The organism is Qipengyuania xiapuensis, from assembly GCF_019711395.1.
Lineage (GTDB): Bacteria > Pseudomonadota > Alphaproteobacteria > Sphingomonadales > Sphingomonadaceae > Qipengyuania > Qipengyuania xiapuensis.
The window spans coordinates 1363182-1388016 of sequence record NZ_JAIGNL010000001.1; the positions used below are offsets into that span (position 1 = coordinate 1363182).

The 24835-nt window shown below is 61.7% G+C and carries 18 protein-coding genes; 11 read left to right on the forward strand and 7 right to left on the reverse strand.

Going from position 1 to position 24835, the window contains the following annotated elements; translation table 11 throughout:
- Nucleotides 1–66: 66 nt before the first annotated feature.
- From K3163_RS06945 to alaS, 7 genes are all read left to right on the forward strand, one after another.
- Complete coding sequence (locus K3163_RS06945) at nt 67–600, forward strand: DUF2062 domain-containing protein (protein WP_221429416.1); 534 nt, start codon at nt 67–69, stop codon at nt 598–600.
- Nucleotides 597–3080 (forward strand): hybrid sensor histidine kinase/response regulator, encoded by a 2484-nt coding sequence (locus K3163_RS06950; RefSeq protein ID WP_221428592.1) that lies wholly within the window; start codon nt 597–599, stop codon nt 3078–3080. The genes K3163_RS06945 and K3163_RS06950 overlap by 4 nt, the downstream gene beginning before the upstream one ends.
- A gap of 44 nt (nt 3081–3124) precedes the next feature.
- Nucleotides 3125–4624 (forward strand): DUF4139 domain-containing protein, encoded by a 1500-nt coding sequence (locus K3163_RS06955; protein WP_221553610.1) that lies wholly within the window; start codon nt 3125–3127, stop codon nt 4622–4624.
- A 16-nt stretch (nt 4625–4640) separates the two neighbouring features.
- Nucleotides 4641–6317 carry a DUF4139 domain-containing protein gene (locus K3163_RS06960; RefSeq protein ID WP_221553611.1) on the forward strand — a complete coding sequence of 559 codons (1677 nt, stop codon included), beginning with the start codon at nt 4641–4643 and terminating at the stop codon, nt 6315–6317.
- A gap of 113 nt (nt 6318–6430) precedes the next feature.
- Nucleotides 6431–7492 carry a recombinase RecA gene (recA, locus tag K3163_RS06965; RefSeq protein ID WP_221428589.1) on the forward strand — a complete coding sequence of 354 codons (1062 nt, stop codon included), beginning with the start codon at nt 6431–6433 and terminating at the stop codon, nt 7490–7492.
- A gap of 211 nt (nt 7493–7703) precedes the next feature.
- Nucleotides 7704–8330, forward strand: coding sequence for a glutathione S-transferase family protein (locus tag K3163_RS06970; RefSeq protein ID WP_221553612.1), 627 nt, complete (start codon nt 7704–7706; stop codon nt 8328–8330).
- 72 nt (nt 8331–8402) lie between these two features.
- Nucleotides 8403–11066: an alanine--tRNA ligase gene (gene alaS, locus K3163_RS06975; RefSeq protein WP_221553613.1), complete on the forward strand. Its 2664-nt coding sequence runs from the start codon at nt 8403–8405 to the stop codon at nt 11064–11066.
- Between the two features lie 46 nt (nt 11067–11112).
- Here alaS and K3163_RS06980 read toward each other — a convergent pair whose 3' ends face one another.
- From K3163_RS06980 to K3163_RS07010, 7 genes are all read right to left on the reverse strand, one after another.
- A complete protein-coding gene (locus K3163_RS06980) occupies nt 11113–11292 on the reverse strand; it encodes a hypothetical protein (RefSeq protein ID WP_221553614.1) in 180 nt (59 codons plus the stop codon).
- A gap of 42 nt (nt 11293–11334) precedes the next feature.
- The gene (locus tag K3163_RS06985) at nt 11335–11856 is read right to left on the reverse strand and encodes a hypothetical protein (RefSeq protein WP_221553615.1); all 522 of its coding nucleotides are present in this window, start codon (nt 11854–11856) and stop codon (nt 11335–11337) included.
- Nucleotides 11857–11858: 2 nt separating this feature from the next.
- Entirely contained in the window at nt 11859–13619 is a 1761-nt protein-coding gene (locus K3163_RS06990; protein ID WP_221428584.1) for a cation:proton antiporter domain-containing protein, read from the reverse strand.
- Between the two features lie 116 nt (nt 13620–13735).
- Entirely contained in the window at nt 13736–16264 is a 2529-nt protein-coding gene (locus tag K3163_RS06995) for a M10 family metallopeptidase C-terminal domain-containing protein (protein ID WP_221553616.1), read from the reverse strand.
- 210 nt (nt 16265–16474) lie between these two features.
- Entirely contained in the window at nt 16475–17593 is a 1119-nt protein-coding gene (locus K3163_RS07000; protein WP_221553617.1) for an endo-1,4-beta-xylanase, read from the reverse strand.
- A 64-nt stretch (nt 17594–17657) separates the two neighbouring features.
- The gene (locus K3163_RS07005; protein ID WP_221428581.1) at nt 17658–19313 is read right to left on the reverse strand and encodes a bifunctional GNAT family N-acetyltransferase/carbon-nitrogen hydrolase family protein; all 1656 of its coding nucleotides are present in this window, start codon (nt 19311–19313) and stop codon (nt 17658–17660) included.
- Nucleotides 19314–19417: 104 nt separating this feature from the next.
- Nucleotides 19418–20638, reverse strand: coding sequence for an NADP-dependent isocitrate dehydrogenase (locus K3163_RS07010; RefSeq protein ID WP_221428580.1), 1221 nt, complete (start codon nt 20636–20638; stop codon nt 19418–19420).
- Nucleotides 20639–20879: 241 nt separating this feature from the next.
- Between K3163_RS07010 and K3163_RS07015 the strand changes: the two genes are divergently transcribed.
- The 4 genes from K3163_RS07015 to K3163_RS07030 all read left to right on the forward strand — a co-directional run bounded on the left by K3163_RS07015 (nt 20880) and on the right by K3163_RS07030 (nt 24834).
- On the forward strand, nt 20880–22205 hold the full coding sequence (locus K3163_RS07015) for an exopolysaccharide biosynthesis polyprenyl glycosylphosphotransferase (RefSeq protein ID WP_247712484.1): 1326 nt from the start codon (nt 20880–20882) through the stop codon (nt 22203–22205).
- A gap of 182 nt (nt 22206–22387) precedes the next feature.
- Nucleotides 22388–22672, forward strand: coding sequence for a hypothetical protein (locus K3163_RS07020; protein ID WP_221428579.1), 285 nt, complete (start codon nt 22388–22390; stop codon nt 22670–22672).
- A 91-nt stretch (nt 22673–22763) separates the two neighbouring features.
- Nucleotides 22764–24152, forward strand: a complete 1389-nt coding sequence (locus K3163_RS07025) for an O-antigen ligase family protein (protein ID WP_221553618.1) — start codon at nt 22764–22766, stop codon at nt 24150–24152.
- 97 nt (nt 24153–24249) lie between these two features.
- On the forward strand, nt 24250–24834 hold the full coding sequence (locus K3163_RS07030; protein WP_247710118.1) for a polysaccharide biosynthesis/export family protein: 585 nt from the start codon (nt 24250–24252) through the stop codon (nt 24832–24834).
- The last annotated feature ends 1 nt before the right edge of the window (nt 24835 follow it).

Here is a 24835-nt window from a genome sequence, read left to right on the forward strand (position 1 = left end):
TGCAGGAGCGCGGTCGTGAGCAGCTTCAGGTCCAAGACTTTCCTCGCGGATTTTATCCGCAAGTACATGCCGACGCGCGAGGAAATGGCCGGAAACAAATATCTCAAGCCGATCGCGCACCGGTTCCTTACACCCGAGCTCTGGCGTTTCACACGGCGCAGCGTGCCGCGCGGCGTGGCCTTGGGCCTCTTTGCTGCCTTCATCGTCCCGATCGGACAGATCTTCCTCGCCGCCTTCCTTGCGCTTCCCGCGCGGGCGAATGTCCCGCTGAGCGCGCTGGTCACCTTCGTGACGAACCCGTTCACGCTGCCTTTCTGGCTGATCTTCGCCAACAAGACGGGCGCGTTCGTTCTCAACATCGACCGGGCGATGGGTTCCGGCGCAGGTCAGCTCGCAGAGGACGGCGGTGCGCTGGCCCGCTGGCTCGAGGTCGGCGGTGTGACCGCTTTCGGATTCCTCGTTCTTGCGATAGTAAGCGCTGCGGTCGGTTATCTGATCGCAGGGTTTGCGTGGCGCTTCGTCGTCGCGCGCAAGCGCAAGAAACGGCTCGTGGCGATGGAAAAGCGCCTCGACGAGAGGATGCGGGAGAAGGGTGAATGAGCCTCTCGGGCGACGAGGCACAACAAGGTCTTCCGCCGTTCCCGCTTTTGTTCGGGATATTGCTCGCCTTTACGGTATCGGTCGGGGTGATCTGGCTCGCGGCCGGAAATTCGCTCGCTGCAATCGCCTATGGCGGCGCACTCCTAGCGGTTCTGTTTGGTCTGCTACTCGCCGCCCGCCTGCGCAGCGCGCCGGTCGAGGAGGCTGCGGGCCAGCCCGATTGGGCAGTCACTGCGGCGGCGATCGAGAACGCACGCCGAGCCATCGCTATTTCGGACCGTGCGAACCGCCTGACCTGCGCCAATGAAAGCTTTTCGAACTGGTTCGGGCACGATGTCGCGCCGCATGAAGTCCCGCTCGACGCGGAATCGCGCCAGCAGCTGATCGACGGGCAGCGCCAGGCCTGGCGCGAAGGCGTCGCAGAAAGGAACAATCTGCGCCTCGAGGAAGGTAGCCAGATCTTCAACCTGTCGATCGAGCGGGTAGGGCGCGGCGAGGATTATCTGGTGTGGCGCTTCACCGAAGTGGTCATGCGCCAGACCTACGATGGTGTTGCCGAGCGTATTTCCGGACCGTTTGGAACGATGATATCGCGTGCCGGGATCGAACTCGCGCTCGTCTCGCCCGATGGTATTGTCCAGGCGTCAACTCCGGGGCTCGGTGAAAGGGCGACCGGGGCCAAGGATTCTTCGCTCAACGGACAGGAATTCGTCCAGCTGCTTCGTTCGGACGACCGAGACCGCATTTTCTTTGCGCGCGAGGGCCAGCAAGGCACGCCGCAAACGCTGGTGCACGTACCGCTCGACCTGCCGCGCACATCCGAAGGACTGGCTGCGGACCAGGCGCCTTCGCTGATGTTGCTCGTCGACAGCAGCGTCGGGATCGGCGGTGGCTGGCAGGGTAGCGGCAAGGCGGCGATCCCGCAGCTCGAGGCCTTGCTTTCGGCACTTCCGCTCGGCCTGGCGCTGACCGATCGCGACGGGCGCTTCCTCTTCGCCAACAAGGCATTCCTCCGAGCTGTCGAGCGCGAGAATGTCGGCCTTCCGCAATTCCCTTCGGATCTCGTGGTGCGCGAGGATAAATCGGCGATGGCAGACACGGTGCGCCGCTTCGCCAAGGGCGCGACAGCGAGCGGCGACATGGCGGTTCGACTGGCTGGCGATACAGAGGAACCGGTTTCCATCGGCCTCGCCGGTGTACGCGGCCTCGGTGATGCTGCCGTGCTGCTCTCGATCAGCGATTCCACCGAGGAGAAGCGTCTGCGCAGGCAGGTCGCGCAGGCAACCAAGATGCAGGCAGTCGGCCAGCTCGCGGGGGGTGTCGCGCACGACTTCAACAATGTGCTCACCGCCATCATCGGCTATTGCGACCTCATGCTGCTGCGCCACACGCCGGGCGACAGCGACTACGATGACATCCAGCAGATCAAGGCCAACTCGAACCGCGCTGCGTCGCTGACGCGTCAGCTCCTCGCCTTCAGCCGACAGCAGACGCTGCGTCCGGTCGTCCTGCAGATGCCCGACGTCGTCAGCGAAGTGAGCCAGCTCCTCAAGCGCCTGATGGGCGACAAGATCGAATTCGCCGTGCGCCACGACCGCGAGCTTGGGCCGGTGAGGGCCGACCCCCAGCAGCTCGAACAGGTGATCATCAACCTCGCCGTGAATGCGCGCGACGCGATGCAGGCTCATGCCGACAAGACCGGCAAGCAGGACTGGAAGGGGCGGCTCACGCTGGCCACGCGGCGTATATCGGCCCGCGATGTTCGCAAGATGGGCATCGATATCATGCCCGCCGACGACTACACGGTGCTGATTATCCAGGACACCGGCGGCGGCATTCCGGAACAGCATCTCAACAAGATCTTCGAGCCCTTCTTCACTACAAAGGAGCAGGGCAAGGGCACCGGCCTCGGCCTCTCGACCGTTTACGGTATCGTGAAGCAGTCCAACGGCTTCATCTTCGCCGACAACGTGACCGGTGCCGACGGAACCCCCGCGGGCGCCCGCTTCACGGTCTACCTCCCGGTGCACAAGGGCGAGCTGCCCGAGAATCAGCGCGGCGAGGACCAGGAAGAGGCCAAGGCCAGCGACTGGTCGGGTGGCGGCAAGCTGCTTCTGGTCGAAGACGAGGACATGGTGCGCGCCGTTGCAGAGCGGGCGCTTACCCGCGCGGGCTACCAGGTCACGACCGCCAGCGACGGCGAGGAGGGCCTCGCCGAAATTGCGAACGGCGATACGGAATTCGACCTCATCGTGTCCGACGTGGTCATGCCAGCGATGGACGGACCGGCCATGGCGCGTGCAATTCGCAAGGTAAAACCGAACATCCCGATACTTTTCATGTCGGGATATGCAGAAGAGCAGTTGCGCAACAACATCGATATCGACAACATGCACTTCATTCCGAAGCCGTTCAGTGTTCAGCAAATAAATGCGAAGGTATCTGAAGTGCTTGGAGAGCAGGCCAAGGTCGACGCCTGACCGAATGGGTGTCACGATCCTGGCCTCGTAAAGGGGGGATTGTGATGAGGGTTCGCGGCTTTACTTTTGCAGCATTGGTTTCACTGGCGGGCACGGCTCCGCTGTTGGCGCAGTCGAGCGCGGAGGCGCTCGCTGATCCCGATGCCACTGCGCAGGGCGATGTCTCGATCACGATCTACAATGGCGGACGCAGCCTCGTGCAGGACGTTCGCCAGCTGTCGATCCCGGCGGGACAGTCCACGATCAGCTTTCCCGATGTCTCGGCGCGTATCCAGCCTGAAACGCTGAGCTTTGCTGCTGACGGCACCGCAATCGTCGAACAAAATTTCGACTTCGACCTGCTGACGCCGACCAAGCTGATGGAAAAGGCGATCGGGCAGACGATTACCTTGCTGCGGACGAACCCGGCGACCGGTCAGCAGACGCGCGAACGTGCGACGGTACTCTCGACCGCAGGCGGAGTAGTCGTCAAGATCGGCGAACGCATCGAGGTGTTGCGTGACGACGGTCTCCCGGTCCGTGCAATCTTCGACCGCGTGCCGAGCAACCTGCGCGCTCGCCCGACACTTTCGGTCACCCTAGATTCCACGCGTGGGGGCACGCGCCCCGCCTCGATCCGTTATCTTACCAGCGGGCTTGGCTGGACCTCCGACTATGTCGCTCTGTTCGACGAGGGCAACAGCACGATCGATATGCAGGGCTGGGTGACCCTGACCAACCAGACCGGCACTACCTTCCATGATGCCGACCTCCTGCTTGTCGCGGGCGACCCGACAGGCGGCAATGGGCGCAGCAATCGCGGGCGCAGCATGGTCACTCCGGGTACGGAGGCGGCCGAACGCGAATCGCTGGGGGACTTCTATCTCTACCCGCTCGACGAGCGGACGACTGTCGCCAATGCGCAGACCAAGCAGGTCAGCTTCCTCGACGTCCAGCGCGTACCAGCCCAGCGACGCTACGAACGCCGCTTGGGCTGGCTGTCGCGCGATGACCAGCCGGTGGCCGTAAGCACGGCGATTTCCTTCAATACCTCTCGCTCGCAGGGACTCGGTGACGCGCTGCCGGCCGGAACCGTGCGCTTCTACCAGCGCGACAGCCAGGGCACTCCGCAGTTCATCGGGGAATCGCGCATCGGCCACACGCCGATGGGCAGCAGTCTCTTCCTCAGGACCGGCAACGCCTTCGATGTCTATGTCCAGGCCGAGGTCGAAAGCCGCGACGAGATCAGCAAGGGCGAATGGGAGAAGACTGCGCGCTATCGCGTCATCGAGGATGACCAGGTCGTCCGCACCGTCGAGACCGAGCGCGAGATCAAGTATTACCGCACGACGATGCGCTACACCTTCTACAACGCGAAGCGCATTCCGGTGAATGTCGAGTTCTACCAGGACGGTCTTTATCGTGGATGGTGGGCGCGTGATTTCCGTGTGGTGTCCGAAGATGTCCAGGGCGAACAGCAGGGTGTCGGTACCCGCAAGTGGGACGTGCGCGTGCCTGCCGAGGGCGAACGCGTGGTCCGGGTGGTCTACGAGACGAAGCACTGAGCCGGGGCGCGCGGTCATGCGTTTCCTAACCTCACTAGGCATCCTTGCTGCTGTTGCGACGGGCACTCCCGCATCCGCGCAGGATGATCGGCAGCGTGTCTTCGCCTCCGATGCGAGCCATTATGCCGTGACCGTTTACCGTGATCCCGAGCGCTCGGTTGGCGAGCGCATGGAGCGCGACATGCCGCGCGGCTACGCGATGATCAGCGAGACGCGTACGGTCACCCTGCCTCCCGGCCGTTCGACGATCCTCTTCGAAGGGGTCGCGGAAGGCATGGTGGCGGTAAGCGCCATCGTCACGGGCCTGCCCGGCGGTACCATCGAGAAGAACCGCAATGCCGATCTTCTTTCGCCCGCGGCGTTGGTCGACCGGACGCTCGGCAACCGCGTGACGATTACGCGCCAGAACCCGGCGACAGGTGTATCGCAGAGCGAGGAAGCGATCGTTCGCACTCGAGCCGACGGCGGCCTCGTGCTCCAGACAAGCGCCGGATATGAAGCGGTGCGCTGTTCCGGGCTTCCCGAAAAGCTGACCTTCGACGGTGTCCCGCCCGAGCTTTCGGCGCGGCCGATCTTCAACATCGATACCTTCAGCGAAACCGGCGGCACATATGAAGTGGTGCTGACCTATCTATCTTGGGGCTTCGATTGGGAGGCAAACTATGTCGCGCAGCTGGGCGAGGGCAGGCGCGACGGCACATTCGACATGGGTCTGATGAGCTGGCTCACTGTGCTCAACGATAACGGACAGTCTTTCGAAGATGCCGAGCTGATGGTGATCGCGGGCGACATCGCGATCGAATCCGATTTCGAGGAATTGGCCGAGCCACCGGAGGCGCGCGGGCTCTACCTCACCTGCTATCCGATCGGCAGCACATCGCGCGGTTCGCCGATCCCGAACTATGGCCCGCCGCCGCCGCCGGCGCCGCCGCCACCCCCCATGTCAGACGGCTTCAATGGCGACGCGATCGTGGTCACCGCCTCCAGGATCAGGCGCAGCAATCTGGAATCCGCCAGTCCGATCGCGGTCCTCTCCGAGGAGGCGATGGCCCGCGAAGAACAGCTTGCAGACCTTAAGCTCTACCGTGTTCCGCGCCGGGTAACGGTCGCTTCGAAGGGCATGAAACAGGTCGCGTTCCTCTCGCGCGAAGCAGTTCGCACCCGCTGGCTCTACGAGGCGGAATGCGACTTGGAGCAGCAATGGTACGAGGTCGAGGAAATGGACGACCTCGACGAGACGGAGATCAAGCTGCTGACCCGCAACGAGGAGGACTACGGGCTCGGCGCATCCCTGCCGCTCGGGAAGCTCAATGCGTTCGAATCGACCAGTGAGGGACCTCAGCTTGTCGCCGAACTGGATCTGCGTGATTATCCCGTGGGCCAGGAAATAGATCTCGACCTCGGTGAGAGCGCGAAGGTCTACGCCGAATGTGGCTATACGCACGAGGACGACCCCGACGAGCGCGGTCGCAAGTGGTCGAATATCAACGTCGTCTTGTGGAATGCGAATGAAGCCACCGCCCGCGTGAGGCTGGTGCTCGGATATCCCGACGACTGGCAGGTGCGAAGCTGGGGCCCCGAGGCCTACGTCAAGAATGGCGACCTCGTGATCGACGTGGATGTCCCCGCCAATTCCCGCTTCGACCGCAGCTTCAGGGTGCGCCGGTCGAAGCTCTGGCTGAGCGAAAATTAGCGAAGTTGGAAAAAATTTCTGTTCCACTCTTGTTCTTGTGGAACAAACACGGTACATGCCTTGGCAGTTGAAGAGTCACATCCGGCTCTGGAAATGCAAAAGGGGAATGTGTCATGGCGGCTAGTCTGAAGCTTGTAGAAGGAAAGAAAGTGGACGCAGACCGTCAGAAGGCATTGGACGCCGCCCTGTCGCAGATCGATCGCGCATTCGGCAAAGGCTCGGCGATGAAGCTGGGCCAGAAGGAAGCGATGAATGTGGAGGCAATCTCCACCGGTTCGCTCGGCCTTGATATCGCGCTTGGCATTGGCGGCCTGCCCAAAGGCCGTGTGATCGAGGTTTACGGTCCGGAAAGCTCGGGCAAGACCACTCTGGCGCTGCATGCCATTGCCGAAGCCCAGAAGGCCGGCGGCACTGCGGCGTTCGTCGATGCGGAACACGCCCTCGATCCCGTCTACGCCAAGAAGCTGGGCGTCGATGTGGACGAACTGATCGTTTCGCAGCCCGACACTGGCGAGCAGGCACTCGAAATCACAGACACGCTGGTTCGCTCGAACGCGATCGACATCCTCGTGGTCGACTCGGTCGCCGCGCTGGTTCCGCGCGCAGAAATCGAAGGCGAGATGGGCGACAGCCACGTCGGCCTCCAGGCGCGCCTCATGTCGCAGTCGCTGCGTAAGCTGACCGGCTCGATCAACCGCTCGAAGTGCATGGTGATCTTCATCAACCAGCTGCGCATGAAGATCGGTGTGATGTACGGTAACCCGGAAACCACCACCGGCGGCAACGCGCTCAAGTTCTACGCGTCGGTCCGTCTCGACATCCGTCGTACCGGTCAGATCAAGGACCGTGACGAGGTGATCGGCAACTCGACCCGCGTGAAGGTGGTCAAGAACAAGGTCGCCCCTCCGTTCAAGCAGGTCGAATTCGACATCATGTATGGCGAAGGCATCTCCAAGATCGGCGAGATCCTCGATCTCGGCGTGAAAGCCGGCGTAGTCGAAAAGTCGGGCAGCTGGTTCAGCTACGACAGCGTCCGCATCGGCCAGGGCCGCGAGAACGCCAAGACCTTCCTCAAGGAAAACCCCGAAATGTGCGCCAAGTTGGAAGCCGCGATCCGCGGCAAAACCGACGAGGTCGCCGAAGAGATGATGACTGGTCCGGACGCGGAAGACTGATCACGCCTCTTCAAGCGGGAGCGCGCGCGGCAACCATTCCCCCGCCACGCGCCAGCCGGACTGTCCCCCGGCGCTCCCGGAAACACGGAAAGCCGGTGCGCGCGCTCTCTCCATTGCCGCCGCACCGGCTTTTCGCGTCTGACGCGGGAAATTCCTGCTGGCGGAGGGCGGGCGGGCCGCCTAAGCCGCTCCCAAGCAAGGAGAGATCGCCATGACCATCACCGTCCACCACCTCAACAACAGCCGCTCGCAGCGCATCCTCTGGCTCCTCGAGGAACTGGGTGCCGAATACGAGATAGTCTCCTACCAGCGTGATGCGGAAACCAATCTCGCACCGCCGGAACTCAAGCAGGCGCACCCTCTCGGGAAATCTCCGGTGATCGAGGACGACGGCCGTATGATCAGCGAGAGCGGGGCGATCATCGAGTATCTCTGCACCCGCCACGGCGGGGAAAGCTGGATCCCCGATTGCGGAAGCGATGCATGGATCGACCACCTCGAATGGATGCAATTCGGCGAAAGTTCCTTCTTCGTGCCCGTCATGCTCAAGATCTATGCCGGACGCCTTGGCGAGGCGGCAGCACCTCTCATGCCGCGCGTCGACGAACAACTCGAGGCTCATATCCTCTATGCAGAGGAGAAGATCTCGGACGACCTGCATTTCGTCGGCAACGAATGGAGCGCCGCCGACGTGATGATGAGCTTCCCTGCCGAGATCGCTGTAATGCAGGGTTATGGTGAGAAGGCCCCGAAGCTTGCACGCTTCGTAGAAGCGATCCACGCGCGCCCCGCATGGCAGCGGGCACGTGAGCGGGGCGGTCCCTACTTCGTCTGGTAAGCGGTCAATTCGCTCACAGACAGGGAGCTTTCCGGCTTGTCGCGCGGGCAGTGATTGCCTAACTGCGCTGGCATGACGTCGACCAACGAAATCCGCCGATCCTTCCTCGATTATTTCGCAGCCGCGGACCATGCCGAGGTTGCGAGTGCGCCGCTCGTGCCGTTCAGCGATCCCACGCTCATGTTCGTCAATGCGGGCATGGTGCCGTTCAAGAACGCTTTCACAGGCCTCGAAACGCCGCCCGCGCCGCGTGCGACGAGCGCGCAGAAGTGTGTGCGTGCAGGCGGCAAGCACAACGATCTCGACAATGTCGGCTACACGGCGCGGCACCACACGTTTTTCGAGATGCTCGGCAACTTCAGCTTTGGCGACTATTTCAAGGAACAGGCGATCGATCACGCCTGGACGCTGCTGACAAAGGAATGGGGTCTCGATCCAGAGCGCCTGCTGGTCACCGTCTACCACACCGACGATGAGGCCTTCGACCTGTGGAAGAAGCGCACCGGCTTTGCTGACGAGAAGATCATCCGCATCCCGACCAAGGACAATTTCTGGGCGATGGGCTCGGATGGTCCCTGCGGTCCGTGTTCGGAAATCTTCTACGATCACGGCGATCACATCTGGGGCGGCCCTCCGGGAAGCCCCGAAGAAGACGGCGACCGTTTTGTCGAGATCTGGAACCTCGTCTTCATGCAGTTCACGCAGGAAGCGGATGAGATCGTTGGCGACCTGCCGAAGCCCAGCATCGACACGGGCATGGGCATCGAGCGCGTGGCTGCGGTCATGCAGGGTGTCCACGACAACTACGATACCGACACGTTCAAGGCACTGATCGGCGCGAGCGAGAGCCTGACCGGCGTCAAGGCCGAGGGCGACAAGACCGCCAGCCACCGCGTCATTGCGGACCACTTGCGCTCGACCAGCTTCCTGCTGGCCGACGGCGTCCTGCCGAGCAACGAAGGCCGCGGCTATGTCTTGCGCCGCATCATGCGCCGCGCCATGCGCCACGCCCATCTTCTCGGCGCGAGCGAACCGCTGATGCACCGCCTCGTGCCCGAACTCGTCAGCGAAATGGGTGCCGCCTATCCGGAGCTGGTTCGTGGCCAGCCTCTTATCCAGGAAGTTCTCGAGCGCGAGGAAACCCAATTCCGCCGCACGCTCGACAAGGGGCTCAAGCTGCTCGACGAAGCGACCGGCGATATGGGTGAGGGCGGCACTCTCGACGGCGAAACCGCATTCAAGCTCTACGACACCTACGGCTTCCCTTACGACCTTACCGAAGACGCCCTGCGCAATCGCGGCATCGGCGTCGACAAGGACGGCTTCGATGCAGCCATGGCCCAGCAGAAAGCTGCCGCACGCGCTGCCTGGAAGGGCTCGGGCGAAGCTGCCAGCGAGGAAGTCTGGTTCGACATCGCCGAGCGCGAGGGTTCGACCGAGTTCACCGGCTACAGCTCCGATACTGGCGAGGCCGCAGTCGTCGCGCTGGTGAAGGACGGCAAGGAAGTGGACAGCGCCTCGGCAGGCGACGATGTGATCGTGCTGACCAACCAGACGCCTTTCTATGGCGAAAGCGGTGGCCAGACCGGCGATGCCGGACGGATCTGGACGCCCGAAGGCCTCGAGATCGCTGTCTCGACGACGAACAAGCCGCTCGGTCGTCTGCATACGCACATCGCCAAGATCGAGAAGGGCAGCGTGAAGGTCGGCGATGCCGTGCATCTCGAGATCGACGCAGAACGCCGCGACCGCATTCGCGCTAACCACTCGGCCACCCATCTTGTTCACGCGGCGCTGCGCAATCGCCTCGGCGACCACGTCACTCAGAAGGGTTCGCTCGTCTCGGACGATCGGTTCCGCTTCGACTTCTCGCATCCCAAGCCACTGAGCGACGAGGACATTGCGGCCATCGAAGCCGAGGTGAACGAGGAAATCCGCGCCAACGAGACCGTCGGCACTCGCCTGATGACACCGGATGATGCCGTCGCGGCAGGTGCGCTGGCTCTATTCGGCGAGAAATACGGCGATGAAGTCCGCGTCCTCTCGATGGGCCGCAAGGGCGACGAGGGGAAGAACTACTCTGTCGAACTCTGCGGCGGAACGCATGTCGAGGCGACGGGTGATATCGGCCTGTTCAAGATCGTCTCCGAAAGTGCGGTCAGCTCGGGCGTGCGCCGCATCGAGGCACTCACCGGTGAGGCCGCGCGCCAATGGCTGCTCGCCCGCGACGAGACTGTCCGTTTGATCGCAGGCGCGCTGAAGACCTCGCCCGATGAAGCGGCGGCACGCGTTTCAACACTGGTCGACGAGCGCAAGCGGCTCGAAAAGGAACTGGCCGAGGCCAAGCGCGTCCTGGCGCTCGGCGGCGGCGGTTCCGGCGATGCAGGGCCTGCCGACGAGGATATCGGCGGCGTGACCTTCTCGGGCCAGGTGATCGACGGTCTCAGCCCGAAAGAACTGCGCCCGCTGCTCGATGAGGCCAAGACCCGCATGGGATCCGGTGTGGCAGCGATCTGCGCGGTCAACGAGGGCAAGGCGGCCTTCGCCGTGGCCGTAACCGACGACCTTACCGACCGCTTCAGCGCTGTCGATCTCGTTCGGGCCGGCGTGGAAGCGCTGGGCGGGAAGGGCGGCGGCGGCCGTCCCGACATGGCGCAGGGCGGCGGACCCGACGGTTCGAAGGGCGATGAAGCGATCGCCGCGGTCCGCGAGGCCTTGGCAAAAGAAAACGCCTGACCGGCGCGAAACCGATCAGGCGTTCTGCTCTCCTCTCCGGAGTGGATCAGGCCGAGGGCGTCTTCTTCGTTACGCCACTCGAACCCTGTTCTATGTCATAACCTTCGGTATCGCCCGGCTTGCCGCGAAGCTGGTCGGGCGCCTGATCCTTCAGCGGACCTTCGACATTCTGCGGTTTGAACTTCTCGTCGTTCGGGAGGGGCTTGGTCGGGTCGGGATTGCTCATGATGATCTCCTTTCCCGACCAACGGTCGACGAACGGAAAAGATCATGATTTCCGCAGCTTGGCGGGATCGATCGTGGTGTAGATGCGTCTGACTGCGTTCTGGCATTTCTTCAACGCCTTTGAATCCGCAAGCGAGGCACGTGATTGCCCGATCCGCGCGAGTTCCTTTTCGAGGCCGGACAATTCTTCCTTGGCCGTCTCGTCGTCCACGACCGCTTGCGCCCTTTCGACGAGATAGGCGAGGTCGCTGAGCGGTCTCATCGCGAGGAATGTCTCGACCATCGGGCCGAGAAGCTTGGTGTCCTCCCGCCAGTCTCGTCCCTCGAACAGTGTCTGGACCACATGCTGGCCGGCACCGAAGCATTCGTAGCGAATGCAGCCGCTGAAGCCTTCCTGCTCGCGCCGTTCGTAGATGGTGCAAAACCCGTCGCCACCGAGCTTGGGGCAGGGCTGGCCTGCCGCTTTTGAAGCCGAGAAGCCGGGCATTTCATCCGACGGGTAGGCAATGCAGCACAACGCTGCGCAGCGGCTGCAATCAGCGCGCGTTTCCAGCTTGGCGGACATCGTCAGCCCTGGCTCGTGCTCGAGCGAAGCTTGGGCTTGTAGTCGAGCGCACCCTTCTCCTCGATCTGCGCCCTGAAATCGTCGCGCTTCTCGTGGATCGAAGCAATAACCGGCCCCATGGCGACGCCGATGTCGACCAGCACCGCTTCGGTGAGCTGCAAGGTGGCCTCGAGCGTCTCGGGCACAGCGTGGCTGGCACCTGCGCGGTAGAGTTCGGCGGCGTGCTCCACGTCGCGTGCGCGAGCCACGATCAGCAGGTCGGGATATTCGCCGCGCAGTTTGCGGACGAGCCGTTCGGCCAGGATGGGTTCGTCCATGGTGAGGACGACCGCCAGAGCGTTGTCGATCCCGAGGCGGTGGAGCGCGTCGCCGCGGGCCGCATCCCCGAAAACTGCGCGGAAACCCTGCCGCTTTGCGCTCTCGATTAGGTCGGCATCGGAATCGAGCGCGACATAGGGCTTTTCATGCGTATCGAGCATCTGCGCGATGATCTGGCCGACGCGGCCGGCCCCGATGATGATCACGCGGGGTTCGTCCTCGTCTTCGTCGGGCAATTCGGGGGCAGGCTCGATCTGCCGCGCAACGATCCGGCCGAGGCGAGCCAGGAGCGGGGTGACCGTGAGGCCGATGGCGGTCACGATCTGCCAGAACTGGACCGTGCCCGGTTGCAGTAGCAGCGCCGATCCGGCGGCTGCGAGGACGATCAGCGTCGTCTCCGAAGGGCTGGCCATCAGGATGCCGGTTTCAGCCGCAGTGCTTCGGCGTGCCCCCATTAGGCGCAGCAAGACGCCCGTAAGCAGCGCCTTGAAGACGAGCACGCCAATGACGGCGGTGGCGATCGCACCCAGATTGTCCCAGATCGTGCGCAGGTCGATCGTCATGCCGATGGTGATGAGGAAGATACCGAGCGCCAGCCCCTTGAAGGGCTCCATGATGCTCTCGACCTCGCTGTGATATTCGGTCTCCGCGATCAGTAGCCCTGCAATCAGGGCCCCGACGATCGGCGAGAGGCCAACCGCGGCAGTGGCAAGGCTCGCGCCGATCACGACCAGCAGCGAAGCGGCAAGAAAGAGTTCGGGGCTCTTGGTGCGGGCCGCCTGAGCGAAGAGGCGGGGGAGGGCGAAGCGCCCCGCGATCATCATGACCGCTATGACCAGAGCGCCTTGCCACAGCGTGGTCATCAGGCCTTCCCAGCCCTCGGACGCGGCGTTCGGTGCCATTGCGCCGAGGATGAAGACGATCGGCACGATCATGATGTCTTCGAACAAGAGCATCGATAGCGCCGCGCGGCCAACGGGGCTGGTGCTGCCCGAAATCGGCAGGACGATGGCGGTCGAGGAAAAGGCAAGGGCAAAGCCCAGCGCCAGGGCGCCAATCCAGTACTGCCCCATCATCGAAAGGACGACGGCAAGACAGAGGCCGCCGATCAGGAGCTCGGCTGCGCCAAGCCCGAACACGAGCCTGCGCAACTGCCATAAGCGCTTGAAGGAAAGCTCGAGCCCGATCGCGAACAGCAGGAGGATGATCCCGAACTCGGCGAATATGTCGAGCGCCCCGGGATCCGATATTGTTATGTGTTCGAGCCATGGTCGCTCGAAAACCATCTGGCCGAGGCCATAGGGACCGACGAGAATGCCGATCAGGATGAAGCCGATGACCGGCGTGATCCGGAAACGCGTAAAGACCGGGATGACGAGCCCGGCCGCGCCCAGGATTACAAGCGCGTCCGAGAGTGCCGGTGATGCGAGTTCGCCCGATGCCATAACCGCTGGTTAGTGGTATTTAGTCGTGCTGTCACACCACAAGATCGGGTTATTGACCGTCAGGCTCACCCGCTGCCCCAATTAGCCAGATCGGGGCAGTCTGGGTCGGGTGCGGTTTAGACGAAGATCGCGTTTTCGACCATTGCAAGCGCGTCCTTGTCGGGATCGGCCAGCGGGGTCTGCGGCACGTTGCCGACCACGAGGAAGTCCTGCGCGGTGAGGCCCGCCGAAAGGTTGAGCTTCGCCACAAGCTGCGCCGCAGCACCGCCAGCTCCGTCTTCGTCGTACCAGAGGTTGCCGGTCGCCGAATCGAAGATGATCCGGTCGTCGGCATCCTGTGCGGAGGTTCCGAGGTGGAAGGCCGACGGGTCGAGCGCACCCAGGCTCAGCGACGTGAAGATCGAATTGTCGAGCCAGATGGTGTCGTCGCCATTCCCGAAATCGTAGATCTGGTCGACCTGATCGGCGCCCAGTGCCGTATCGAACACGAAGACATCGTCGCCGGGACCACCGTTGATGATGTCGGCGCCCAGCTGGCCGTAGATGGTGTCGTTGTCCGCGCCGGCGACGATACGGTCATTGCCCGCACCGCCGATCAGCGTGTCGTCGCCGCCATCACCATAGATCGAGTCCGCGCCGTTGCCGCCGTCGAGCGTGTCGAGACCCGCGCCGCCGAAGAGCTGGTCGTTGCCGTCATTGCCGTTGACCTGGTCGTTCTCGGTCCCGCCGTGCACGAAATCATTGCCGCTACCGCCGGACGCGATGTCGCTGCCCGCAAGACCATACATCAGGTCTGCCAGGGCACCGCCGTTGAGCGTGTCTGCACCGTTGCCGCCAAACAGCGAATCCTCGCCGTCTCCGCCATTGAGGATGTCGTTGCCAGCCCCACCGAAGAGGCGGTCATTGTCGGCATCGCCGTTCAGCGTATCATTGTCATTGCCACCTTCCAGGTGATCGGCGCCGATTCCGCCGGAAAGGATGTCGTCACCTGCGCCGCCTCGAAGAAGGTCAGCGCCGTCCTCGCCGTTGATGGTGTCGTTGCCGGCTTCCCCGTCGAGGAAGTCGTCGTTGGCGCCGCCGAAAATGTCGTCATTGCCGTTGCCGCCATAGATGGCGTCATTCTCGGTACCACCCGAAAGCTGGTCCGCGCCGTCGCCGCCGAAGATGAGGTCGGCACCGGCGCCACCATCGACGATATCATTACCGCCAAGCGCAAACACACGGTCATTACCGCCGTTGCCGGTAATCTGGTTCGCCGAACTGTTGCCGAAGAACCGGTCGGCCCCAGAACCGCCGATCGCGTTTTCGATCACGGTTCCGCGTGCGATCATGACATTGCCGACTTCGGCTCCGACGTTCGAGAAAAACTCCTGTCGCAGGTCGATCAGCTGGTCGTTGGTGAAACCGCTGTAGTCGAGAGTGTCGTTACCGCCGCTATCGTAGATGGTGTAGGCGGTGTCCGGGTTTAGCGTGGCGTCGTAGACGTCGCGGCCCGAATTGTTGTTGAAGCCATAGGTCGTATCGCCTGTGCGCGTCGTGGACGAGAACCCGTAGAGATTGGTAATCGCGACCACGTCTCCATTCATCGGGGTCGTGACGTAGGCGTAGGTGAAGCCCTGGGTGCTGAAGTAACTGTTCTCGAGCTGGCTGAAGTACGACATCACGGTAGTGGACCATGCGTCATTCTCGTAGAGCGCGTCGGTCGCGTAGTCGGCGCCGCCATTGTAGTTGCCGGCATGGCCAAGGCCCAGCGCGTGCCCGATCTCGTGAATGTAAGTCTGGAACGAGTAACTGTTCAGGTCGGTGCCGTAGCTCGCCAGCCAGTCGGTGCCAACATTCACCGTGGACGAGGTGATCGTCGAGCCGATGCGTGACGATGATGCGTAAGCGCCGGAATCCGTGTCCTGGAACGTGATCTCGGCACCGGAAGTGACCGATACGAATTCGATGCCGGTAATGTCCGACCAAAGCGCCAGCGCTTGCTCGGCCAGATACTGGGCATCTGCGGGAAGCGCGCTGACATCGTAGGTCAGCTGGCCATCCGCGCCCACGTTGAATGACCGCGAAGCTCCGCCCCAGTAACCATGGGTCAGCTGATCGGCGATCTGGTCATAGGTATAGACCGGTATCGGCTGCGTCTCGGTGACCTCGATCGTGTACTCGCCGGTCTTGTTGTTCGCGTAGGAATCGGCCTCGATGTAATAGGTGCCGCCGTTTTCGGATAGGAAGCGAAGGAACGAGTTCAGGCCCGTACCGCCATCGTCGTTCTCGGCAACGAGGACGCCGTTCTCGTCATAGAGACGGAGGTAGGTGTCGCTAACCGGAGTAGCGCCCGAACCGAACAGAGAGATATCGATCTGGTCGCCGGCCTGGAGAGTAATACGGAACCAGTCGGTATCGCCCACCACTTCCAGCTCGTCGGTCACGCTGCCGCCGATGCCGATCGTGGCAGTCGTGCTGGTATCGCCCGGGATATCGACACCATTGGCGGAGGACTGGCCAGACGACTGATTCACGATATCCGCATTCGCGATCTTGATCGCATCCTGTGCGCCGCAGCAGACGCAACCACAGGATTCCTGGTGGTTGAAGTCAAAGGTCGCCAGATCGAGACGCGAAAGATCGTAGGCACTGCGAACGGTCATGGTAGCATTGTCGGCCTCGACAATTTCAAGCGCACGTGTTGAATTGGCAGCGAACATTTTGAAGACCCCTGGTCGATAGAAACGGCAAATCCCGACATGCCGAATCCTGCATAGCAGTAATTAAAAGTCCCCGCTTTCACCATAGTTAATAGTCGGAGCGCCCCCTCCCGTGGACGGAAAGAGCGGCGACATCATGGCAATGGATTTCGGTTAGCGTTCGGGAGCGCTTCTAAATGCAGCCTCGATTGCGTGGTGGACAGGTGTTCTTTGCAAATTCCCGTCGAATACGCCGCCAACGAAATTCTGCTCTTCAGGAATCCATTTTGGACGCTGTTTTCCATGCCAGAACCGGCGCATGTCGAAATCGAGGCTCATCCACGAAATCACTTCACGCACGTTGCGGCTATCGAGCGTGACATCGAGGTAACGCCGCACTTCGTCTGCAAGAATACGATCGCGTTTCGTCGGGTCGATGCGCCCCAGGTTACGGTCGTCGCAATCGAGTTCGGTCAGCAGAACCGGCAGCCCGAAATCCGAAAGATCGTCGAGGAATGATGACCAGGCAGCGACATCGATCGGCTTGCCCAGATTCGGTCCGAGATGGCTCTGGATGCCGATGGCATCGATGGGCACCGAGCGCTTCAGCGCGCCCTCGACCGTCCGCAGCAGGGCCGTACGGTGCATGGAGTCTTCTCGCCAGTCGACGACATCGTTGTAGACGAGCTGGGTACCGGGTGATTTTTGCCGCATGATCCTGAAAGACAGATCGAAGACCCCCTCGCCGAAGAGGCGGGTGAGCACCGAGTTGCGCAGCTTTCCGCTGAACGGATTGATCGCCTCGTTCACGACGTCCCACGAGCCGACTTCGGGGAATGCCTTCGCAAGGCGATGCCCGTGATGCCACATGTGCCTTGCGACCGCCTTGCGGGCTGCGGCAGGAGGGCCCTGGCCTATCTCCACAAGCCAAGGTGGCAGGAAGACGTCCATGTTCCAGACGACATTATGTCCGCGCAGAGACAACCCGTTATTGGCTGCAAAGTCGGCAACCACGCGTGCCCGGCTGTAGTCGCGCTGTCCTTCGACCTTCTCGATCCGCTTCCACTTCATTTCGTTGCGGGCAAGCGTAACGGAAGCACTGGCGGCCAGCAGGCGGGCGAGTTGCGGGTTGGCCAGCTCGAGATGGCTGGTGGCGATACCGAAGGTCAGGCCTTTCCTTCGGGCGAGGGCATCGAGCGTAGAGCTGCCTCGTGCGAGTGACGGGGTCGCCATGCCCGAAGCGCATGCGAGTGTCGCCGTACTCGCGGCATTGAGGAATGATCTGCGATTCATTTGCATTGCGGCAATTTTCGCAGATGGCACTGAACCACCGCTTAAACCCTCACGGTGTCCCGGTTCAGCCTCCGCCGGGATGTGCCGGGCCGAGCGGTTCGCGGCGCGGGCGCGGTTTGCCGGGGTGTTTGCCGTCCTCGTCCCACTCGATCCGGTAAAGATCGAAGCGCCGGTCGGCGAGGTTCCTGACGGTGCCTTCGGCGCGGGCCCACTGCAGGTCGGCGAGGTTCACGTCGCTGATAGTGAGCGTTTCGACATTCTCGGTCGATTCCGCGGCAATACCGTCACGGGCGAAGGGGAAGTCACAAGGCGTCAGGATGCAGCTCTGGGCATACTGGATGTCCATGTTTCCCACGTTCGGCAGGTTGCCGACATTGCCCGAGAGCACGACGAAGCATTGGTTCTCGATTGCGCGCGCCTGTCCGCAGTAGCGCACTCGAAGGTAACCCTGACGGCTGTCGGTGCAGAAGGGCACGAAGATGATGCGCGCGCCCTCGTCGGCAAGACGGCGGCTGAGCTCGGGGAATTCGCTGTCGTAGCAGATCTGCACCCCGATCGGTCCGCAGTCGGTCTGGATCACTTCGACCTTGTCGCCGCCCTTGATGTTCCACCAGTACCGCTCGTTGGGAGTGGGGTGGATCTTTTCCTGTGCATGGACCGAGCCGTCGCGCAGGCAGACATAGGCGACATTGTGGATGTCGCCGTCATCCATGCGCGTCGGGTGGCTGCCGGCAATGATGTTGATGTTGTAGCGCATCGCCATTTCGGAGATGTCGTCGCGCAGGCGAGGGGTGTATTCCGACAGGCGCTCGATCGCCTCGACTGGAGAGAGCTCCTTCTCCTCGAAGCTCAGCAGCATCAAGGTGAAGAGCTCGGGAAAGACAATGAAGTCTGACTCGTAATCGCTTGCAACGTCTACGAAATATGTGACGTGGCGCATGAACTCTTCATAGTCGGCCACTTGGCGAGCCTGCAGCTGACATGTCGCGACGCGCACCGCCTCCACGCCGCGCGGGATGCGCTTCTTCACCGGCTGGTCGCGTTCCACGTAAGGGTTGCGCCAGACCATCATCACGGCATTGGCCATGCTGGCCTTGTCCTCGGGCAGATAGCCCTCGATGATCCGCTCCGGCTCGAAGCCGTTTGCCAGCTGGAAGCGCAGCACGGGGTCGTGCAGCTTACCTTCGACAACTTTCTCGAGGTAATCTTGCGGCCCTTCCACGCGGCGGCGGAAGCGGCGGTAGTTCGGCATGCGGCCGGCGAAGACGATACCGGTGAGGTCGCGCTCTTCTGCCAGCGCACGGCGCTCTTCGTACAAGCGCCGCCCGATGCGCACGCCGCGCACCTTGGGGTCGACGCACATCTCGTAGCCGTAGAGCCAGTCGCCGGTCGGATCGTGGCGGCTGCCGTAACCGTTGCCGGTGATCTCGTCCCAGTCGTGGTCCTGGAAGGCGAGGGCCTCGGCGACCTGCATGGTCGCGCAATAGCCCACGACCTCGTCGTCGAGCAGGGCGACGAAGCAGCCTTCCTTGAAATTGTTGATCTGGCCGCGGATTTCGCCGTGCGTATAGGCGGGCATGTCTTCGTAGACGCGGCGCACGAGGTTCGCGATGCCCGGGATGTCCTTGATCATCGCGTTGCGCACGTCGAGCCGCTTCTGCCCGAACTTTTCCGAACCCTTGCGGCGTGTGGTGCGCTTCTTTGCTGGCTGCTTGGCCATTCAAACCCCGTCTAAATGTGTCGACCCCAAACGAAAACGGGGCCGGCTTTCGCCGACCCCGGTGATCTGGCTTATCTGGGTAATGCCCCAGATGTGCTGAAGTTTCAGCCCCAATTCGCCATTTCTGCTTCGAGGCCTTCGACGATGGCTTCGAAGAACTGCTCGGTGGTCATCCAGCTCTGGTCCGGGCCGATAAGCAGCGCGAGGTCCTTGGTCATCTTGCCGCTCTCGACGGTCTTGATGCAGACCTGCTCGAGCGTTTCGGCGAACTTCACCACGTCGGGCGTGTTGTCGAACTTGCCGCGATACATGAGGCCGCGCGTCCAGGCGAAGATGCTGGCGATCGGATTGGTCGAGGTCGCCTTGCCCTGCTGGTGCTGGCGATAGTGGCGAGTAACGGTGCCGTGGGCAGCTTCCGCTTCGACGGTCTTGCCATCGGGCGTCATCAGGACCGAGGTCATCAGGCCGAGCGAGCCGAAACCCTGCGCGACGATGTCCGACTGCACGTCGCCGTCGTAGTTCTTGCAGGCCCAGACGAACTTGCCGTTCCACTTGAGCGCTGCTGCGACCATGTCGTCGATCAGGCGGTGTTCGTAGGTGAGGCCGTGCTTCTCGAACTCGGCCTTGTATTCGGCGTCGAACACTTCCTGGAACAGGTCCTTGAAGCGGCCGTCGTACTTCTTGAGGATGGTGTTCTTGGTCGACAGGTACACCGGCCACTTGCGGTCGAGGCCGTAAGCGAAGCTGGCGCGCGCGAAGTCACGGATGCTGTCGTCGAGGTTGTACATCGCCATGGCGACGCCGGGGCTCTGGAATTCGAACACGTCGAGATCGATGTTCTCGCCGTTTTCGCCTTCGAAGACGAGGCGCAGCTTCCCGGCGCCCGGGATCAGCGTGTCGGTGGCACGGTACTGGTCACCGAAGGCGTGACGGCCGACCACGATGGGATCGGTCCAGCCCGGGACGAGACGCGGCACGTTGTCGATGACGATCGGCTCGCGGAAGACCACGCCGCCGAGGATGTTACGGATCGTGCCGTTGGGCGAACGCCACATCTTCTTGAGGTCGAATTCCTCGACGCGCGCTTCGTCGGGCGTGATCGTGGCGCACTTAACGCCGACGCCGTGTTCCTTGATCGCGTTGGCCGCATCGATGGTGATCTGGTCGTCGGTCTCGTCGCGCTTCTCGATAGAGAGATCGTAATATTTGAGGTCTACATCGAGATAGGGAAGGATCAGCCGTTCGCGGATCCACTTCCAGATGATTTTGGTCATTTCGTCGCCGTCGAGTTCGACGACCGGGTTGGCTACCTTGATCTTGGCCATGGGTTTCCTGTCAGTTCGAATGAAGTTGGCGGCGCTTTAGCAGAGACACCCGCTGGGACAAGGTCGACCAAGTGCAGGCTTGTTATTTTCGCCCCTTTGGGAGTAAGGGCGGGGCTTGGTTCCATGGGGAACGCGGTCGCTCGCAAAGCTCCGAACTCTGGAAAAGTTTTCGATATTCCAAGAAGTTGGATCGTATAGAATGTTAATGGAAACAGAGCAGAAGTCCGGTTCCCGGCCGATTATGGAGCAACGTCGCCTCCAGCTCTACCTGCTGCTCTTCGTCACCGATATGGCGGCTCTGCTGGCCGCGTTCGTGCTGGCAGGGGGTATCTACCGGGGGGTCTGGCCGATGCCTTTCGCCCTCAACATGGCCTATGCCTTCATACCGGTATTCGCAGCGATCGCCTTCTACCAGAGGTGCTATTCGCTCAGGTCACTGGACGACTTTCGCTATTCGATCACCCGGCTGGGCGCAGCCCTCGCGATATCCGCTATCCTGTGCATGGTGATGATCTTCTATGCAAAGGCGGCTCAGGCATTCTCGCGCGTCATGCTTTCGCTGGCACTGATCTTCGGTTTCGCGATGATGGCGATGACAAGGGCGGCGCTGCACAAGCTCCTGCGCCGCGTTTACGGCGAGAGCGTCGTTTCCACGCTCGTCATTCTCGATGGTGGCCCGCCTGTGAATGCGAAGCGTACCGTCACCATCAACACGGGGACGATGAACATCGAGGGGGCCCGTTCCGATCCCTCCAGCCTCGACGAGATCGGGCGCGTGATCAGGGGTATGGACCGTGTCATCGTGAGCTGTACGGCCGATCGCCGCGCTTACTGGGCCGAGATCCTGCGTGCGGCTGGCGTGCGCGGCGAAGTCATCTCGGAAGTGATACAGGAGCTGGGCGCAATCTCGCTCAATCGCGAGGATGGGCAGTCCTTCCTGGTCGTGTCGACGGGGCCCCTCAGTCTGCGTTCACGCCTTTTGAAGCGTGCTTTCGACGTGGTCGTTTGTACCGCTGCACTCGTCCTGCTGAGCCCGGTGATGATCATCACTGCGATCCTGATCAAGCTCGAGGACGGCGGACCGGTTCTCTTCGTTCAGCCGAGAATGGGAAGAGGCAATTGCATTTTCAGGATGTTCAAGTTCCGCTCGATGCGGATCGACGGACTTGATCACGACGGTGCAAGGTCGACGTCGAGGTCGGACGATCGCGTAACGCGTATAGGGCGCTTCATTCGCAAGACTTCGATTGATGAGTTGCCCCAGCTTTTCAATGTGCTGCGCAACGAAATGAGCATTGTCGGGCCACGGCCGCACGCCCTTGGTTCGCTCGCGGAAAAGAAGCTGTTCTGGGAAGTCGACGACAAATACTGGCAGCGCCATTCGCTCAAGCCGGGCCTCACTGGCCTTGCCCAAGTTCGCGGCCACCGCGGCGCCACCGAGAGCGAGAGCCATTTGAAATCACGGCTAAATGCCGATCTGGAATATATTGGGAACTGGTCACTGGTCACAGACATTAAGATCGTGTTGGCGACCGCGAGGGTGATGCTGCACGAGAATGCCTTTTAGAATACGAATGCGAGCTGTTGCTTCTGTGCAACAACATTTCGCTGATCTGGATGAACTGTGTCTAATCAGCGATATAGCGAACAACTGATGCTTTTTGTTAGGCTTTTCGTGGTTGCGTGGTTCAAGAGATGTTGCTAGCCACCACTCAGAGTTCTCAGAATAATAATTACTAGGAGTACCTTATGATCAAGAAGACGCTCGGACGTATCATGGCCGGTGCCGGTGCAATGGCAATGGTCGCCACCCCGATGGTTGCCAACGCAGGTACCCGCGCTGCTGACGCCGAAGTCGTTTCGGTTCAGCCGGTGAAGATGTCGGCAGTCAGCCGCGCTTCGGAAGGCGCTGAGAGCCGTAGCGAAGCTGGCGGCACCGCTACCATCGTTGCAATCATCGCAGCTGTCGCTGTGATCATCGGTATCATCGCAGCTGTCGACGACGACGACGACGATCTGTCGCCGGGTTCGTAAGACACTCGACTGCTAGATTTAAAGTCCCGCCGATCCTTGATGATCGGCGGGATTTTTCTATTGTGCCATGCGTTTGTGGGAAAGACGGTAGATGGGGTATTCCGCTGGACGCAGTCGCAGTCACAAGCGCAAGAGCGCCGACGCTGAGCTGCTGAACCTAAGGCAAGCGCCAGGGCAGCTTGGGGTGGTGTTGCTGGCCCTCGCGTTCTTTGCGTTCGTGATGGGAGGCGGGGGTAGTCGCTATGCCCTTGCGAACCTGCTCGTGCAGATCGCCGCGCTTGGCGCGATGGCTTTTGCAATCCCGCACTTCCGAAAGAGCCTTGGCGATATGCCTCGCGGCCTTCGCCTTCTGGTTGTCTGCTCGTTCCTTCTCCCGCTTCTGCAGATCGTCCCGCTCCCTCCTGCGTTGTGGCAAGCGCTTCCGGGCAGGGACCTGGTCGCTGAAAGCCTCGAACTTATCGGGCAATCGGCTGCGTGGTTTCCGCTGAGCGTCGATTACGGGCGAACCTTGGTCGCCATGGCGTCGTTGGTGCCGGTTCTTGCCATCCTGCTTCTCTATCCATGGGGCAAGGAAGGGGCTGCCGAGGCGGCGCTTCTTCTTATCGTCGTGCTTGGCTGGCTCAATTTCGCATTCGGAGCGCTCCAATTGTTCGCGCCGCAGAATGCACTCAATCCCTATCCCGTACGCGATGGGGGCCGGCTCTACGGGTTCTTCGCCAATCATAACTCCAGCGGGCTGTTTTTCGTGATCGCCCTGTGTGCAGCTATCGGTGCGGCGCGTTCATCGCTCGCGACCCCAGCCTTGCGGCCATTCTTCTGGGGTAGCGGCGCGATCTTCGCCCTTGGCGCTGTTCTCACCAACTCGCGTTCGTCGACCGCACTGCTGCTGTTGCCGTTGGCGCTTGCGGGCTGGATCGGTTGGAACAAGCTAGCCCGCTTCGGTGGCAAGGTCCGAATGGCAGTCGCAGCCGCGGCTGTCGTCTCGCTCGGCGGGATGGCGTTGCTATTCACACAGAACAGCAGGTTGGGCGCGACAGCTTCGCGATTTGCCACTCTGGAGGATCATCGACCCGAAATCTGGACGGACAGTCTCGTATCCATCGAGCGATTCTTCCCTTTCGGAAGCGGTCTGGGCACTTTCAGGGATGTGTTCCCCGTCGACGAATCCCTTGAATACGTATTGGCCGGGCAGGCTGGCCGTGCCCATAACGACTATATGGAGATTGCGATCGAAGCCGGCATTTTCGGGCTCCTCCTCGTTGCGGCATGGGGCCTTTGGCTCGCGATCAAGGTTTTTGCAGCGCGCAATAACAAGCACTGGCCGGTGGTGCAGGCTGCAGCAATCGGCTTCCTGTGCATCGCTGCGCAATCTTTGATCGATTACCCCCTCAGAAATCAGGCAATGCTTTGCATTGCGGGCTTGCTCATAGCTGTGATGGTTGGCAGGGAGCCCGCGAAGAGGGATCGTAATGCGACTTAAATTTCTGAAACTGTGCGTTCTTGGCGCACCCTTGTTTCTGGCCGGATGCTTCTCGCCGTCCGCCGATTTGCCGAGGGGCGAGGACGCCTATCGTGTCATGCCTGCTGCAGGCGACCGCGAAGAGGTGAGCGAATACCGCATCGGCGTGCTCGACGTTCTTTCGGTCCGCGTCTTCCAGGAACCCGAACTCACCTTCGACCAGATCTCGGTGAACTCTGCCGGCACGCTGAACTTTCCTTTCGTCGGTGAGGTGGTTGCCGAGGGCAAGACCCCGATCGAACTCAGCCGCGAGCTCGAGGCTGGCCTCGGATCGCGCTATATCCGCGACCCGCAGGTTGTCGTCGGCGTCGTATCATCGGCGGCGCAGCGCGTCACGGTCGACGGCATGGTCGCGGCGCCGGGCGTCTACGAGATCGCCGGCACTTCCTCGCTCCTTGAATCGATTGCGAGAGCGCAAGGCATCACCAACACCGCGGTCGACGATGAAGTCATCATTTTCCGTGAGATCGACGGCGAACGTTACGGCGCCGTTTTCAATCTCAAGCACATCCGCGAAGGTCGTGCGGACGATCCCGAAGTTCTCGGGGGGGACCGCATCGTGGTCGGCTATTCTGCAGTGCGCGGAGTCTATCAGGACTTCCTTCGTGCAGCGCCGATCCTAAACCTCTTCACAAGGTTCTGAC

What these genes read in the sequence shown, in the direction of transcription:
- K3163_RS06955 (WP_221553610.1), top strand. Translation starts at nt 3,125, where the DNA reads ATGAGGGTTCGCGGCTTTACTTTTGCAGCATTGGTTTCACTGGCGGGC.
- K3163_RS06945 (WP_221429416.1), top strand. Translation starts at nt 67, where the DNA reads ATGCCGACGCGCGAGGAAATGGCCGGAAACAAATATCTCAAGCCGATC.
- K3163_RS07010 (WP_221428580.1), bottom strand. Translation starts at nt 20,638, where the DNA reads ATGGCCAAGATCAAGGTAGCCAACCCGGTCGTCGAACTCGACGGCGAC.
- K3163_RS07000 (WP_221553617.1), bottom strand. Translation starts at nt 17,593, where the DNA reads ATGAATCGCAGATCATTCCTCAATGCCGCGAGTACGGCGACACTCGCA.
- K3163_RS06980 (WP_221553614.1), bottom strand. Translation starts at nt 11,292, where the DNA reads ATGAGCAATCCCGACCCGACCAAGCCCCTCCCGAACGACGAGAAGTTC.
- K3163_RS06970 (WP_221553612.1), top strand. Translation starts at nt 7,704, where the DNA reads ATGACCATCACCGTCCACCACCTCAACAACAGCCGCTCGCAGCGCATC.
- K3163_RS07030 (WP_247710118.1), top strand. Translation starts at nt 24,250, where the DNA reads ATGCCTGCTGCAGGCGACCGCGAAGAGGTGAGCGAATACCGCATCGGC.
- K3163_RS06960 (WP_221553611.1), top strand. Translation starts at nt 4,641, where the DNA reads ATGCGTTTCCTAACCTCACTAGGCATCCTTGCTGCTGTTGCGACGGGC.
- K3163_RS07015 (WP_247712484.1), top strand. Translation starts at nt 20,880, where the DNA reads ATGGAGCAACGTCGCCTCCAGCTCTACCTGCTGCTCTTCGTCACCGAT.
- K3163_RS07005 (WP_221428581.1), bottom strand. Translation starts at nt 19,313, where the DNA reads ATGGCCAAGCAGCCAGCAAAGAAGCGCACCACACGCCGCAAGGGTTCG.
- K3163_RS06990 (WP_221428584.1), bottom strand. Translation starts at nt 13,619, where the DNA reads ATGGCATCGGGCGAACTCGCATCACCGGCACTCTCGGACGCGCTTGTA.
- recA (WP_221428589.1), top strand. Translation starts at nt 6,431, where the DNA reads ATGGCGGCTAGTCTGAAGCTTGTAGAAGGAAAGAAAGTGGACGCAGAC.
- K3163_RS06985 (WP_221553615.1), bottom strand. Translation starts at nt 11,856, where the DNA reads ATGTCCGCCAAGCTGGAAACGCGCGCTGATTGCAGCCGCTGCGCAGCG.
- K3163_RS07020 (WP_221428579.1), top strand. Translation starts at nt 22,388, where the DNA reads ATGATCAAGAAGACGCTCGGACGTATCATGGCCGGTGCCGGTGCAATG.
- K3163_RS06995 (WP_221553616.1), bottom strand. Translation starts at nt 16,264, where the DNA reads ATGACCGTTCGCAGTGCCTACGATCTTTCGCGTCTCGATCTGGCGACC.
- alaS (WP_221553613.1), top strand. Translation starts at nt 8,403, where the DNA reads ATGACGTCGACCAACGAAATCCGCCGATCCTTCCTCGATTATTTCGCA.
- K3163_RS06950 (WP_221428592.1), top strand. Translation starts at nt 597, where the DNA reads ATGAGCCTCTCGGGCGACGAGGCACAACAAGGTCTTCCGCCGTTCCCG.
- K3163_RS07025 (WP_221553618.1), top strand. Translation starts at nt 22,764, where the DNA reads ATGGGGTATTCCGCTGGACGCAGTCGCAGTCACAAGCGCAAGAGCGCC.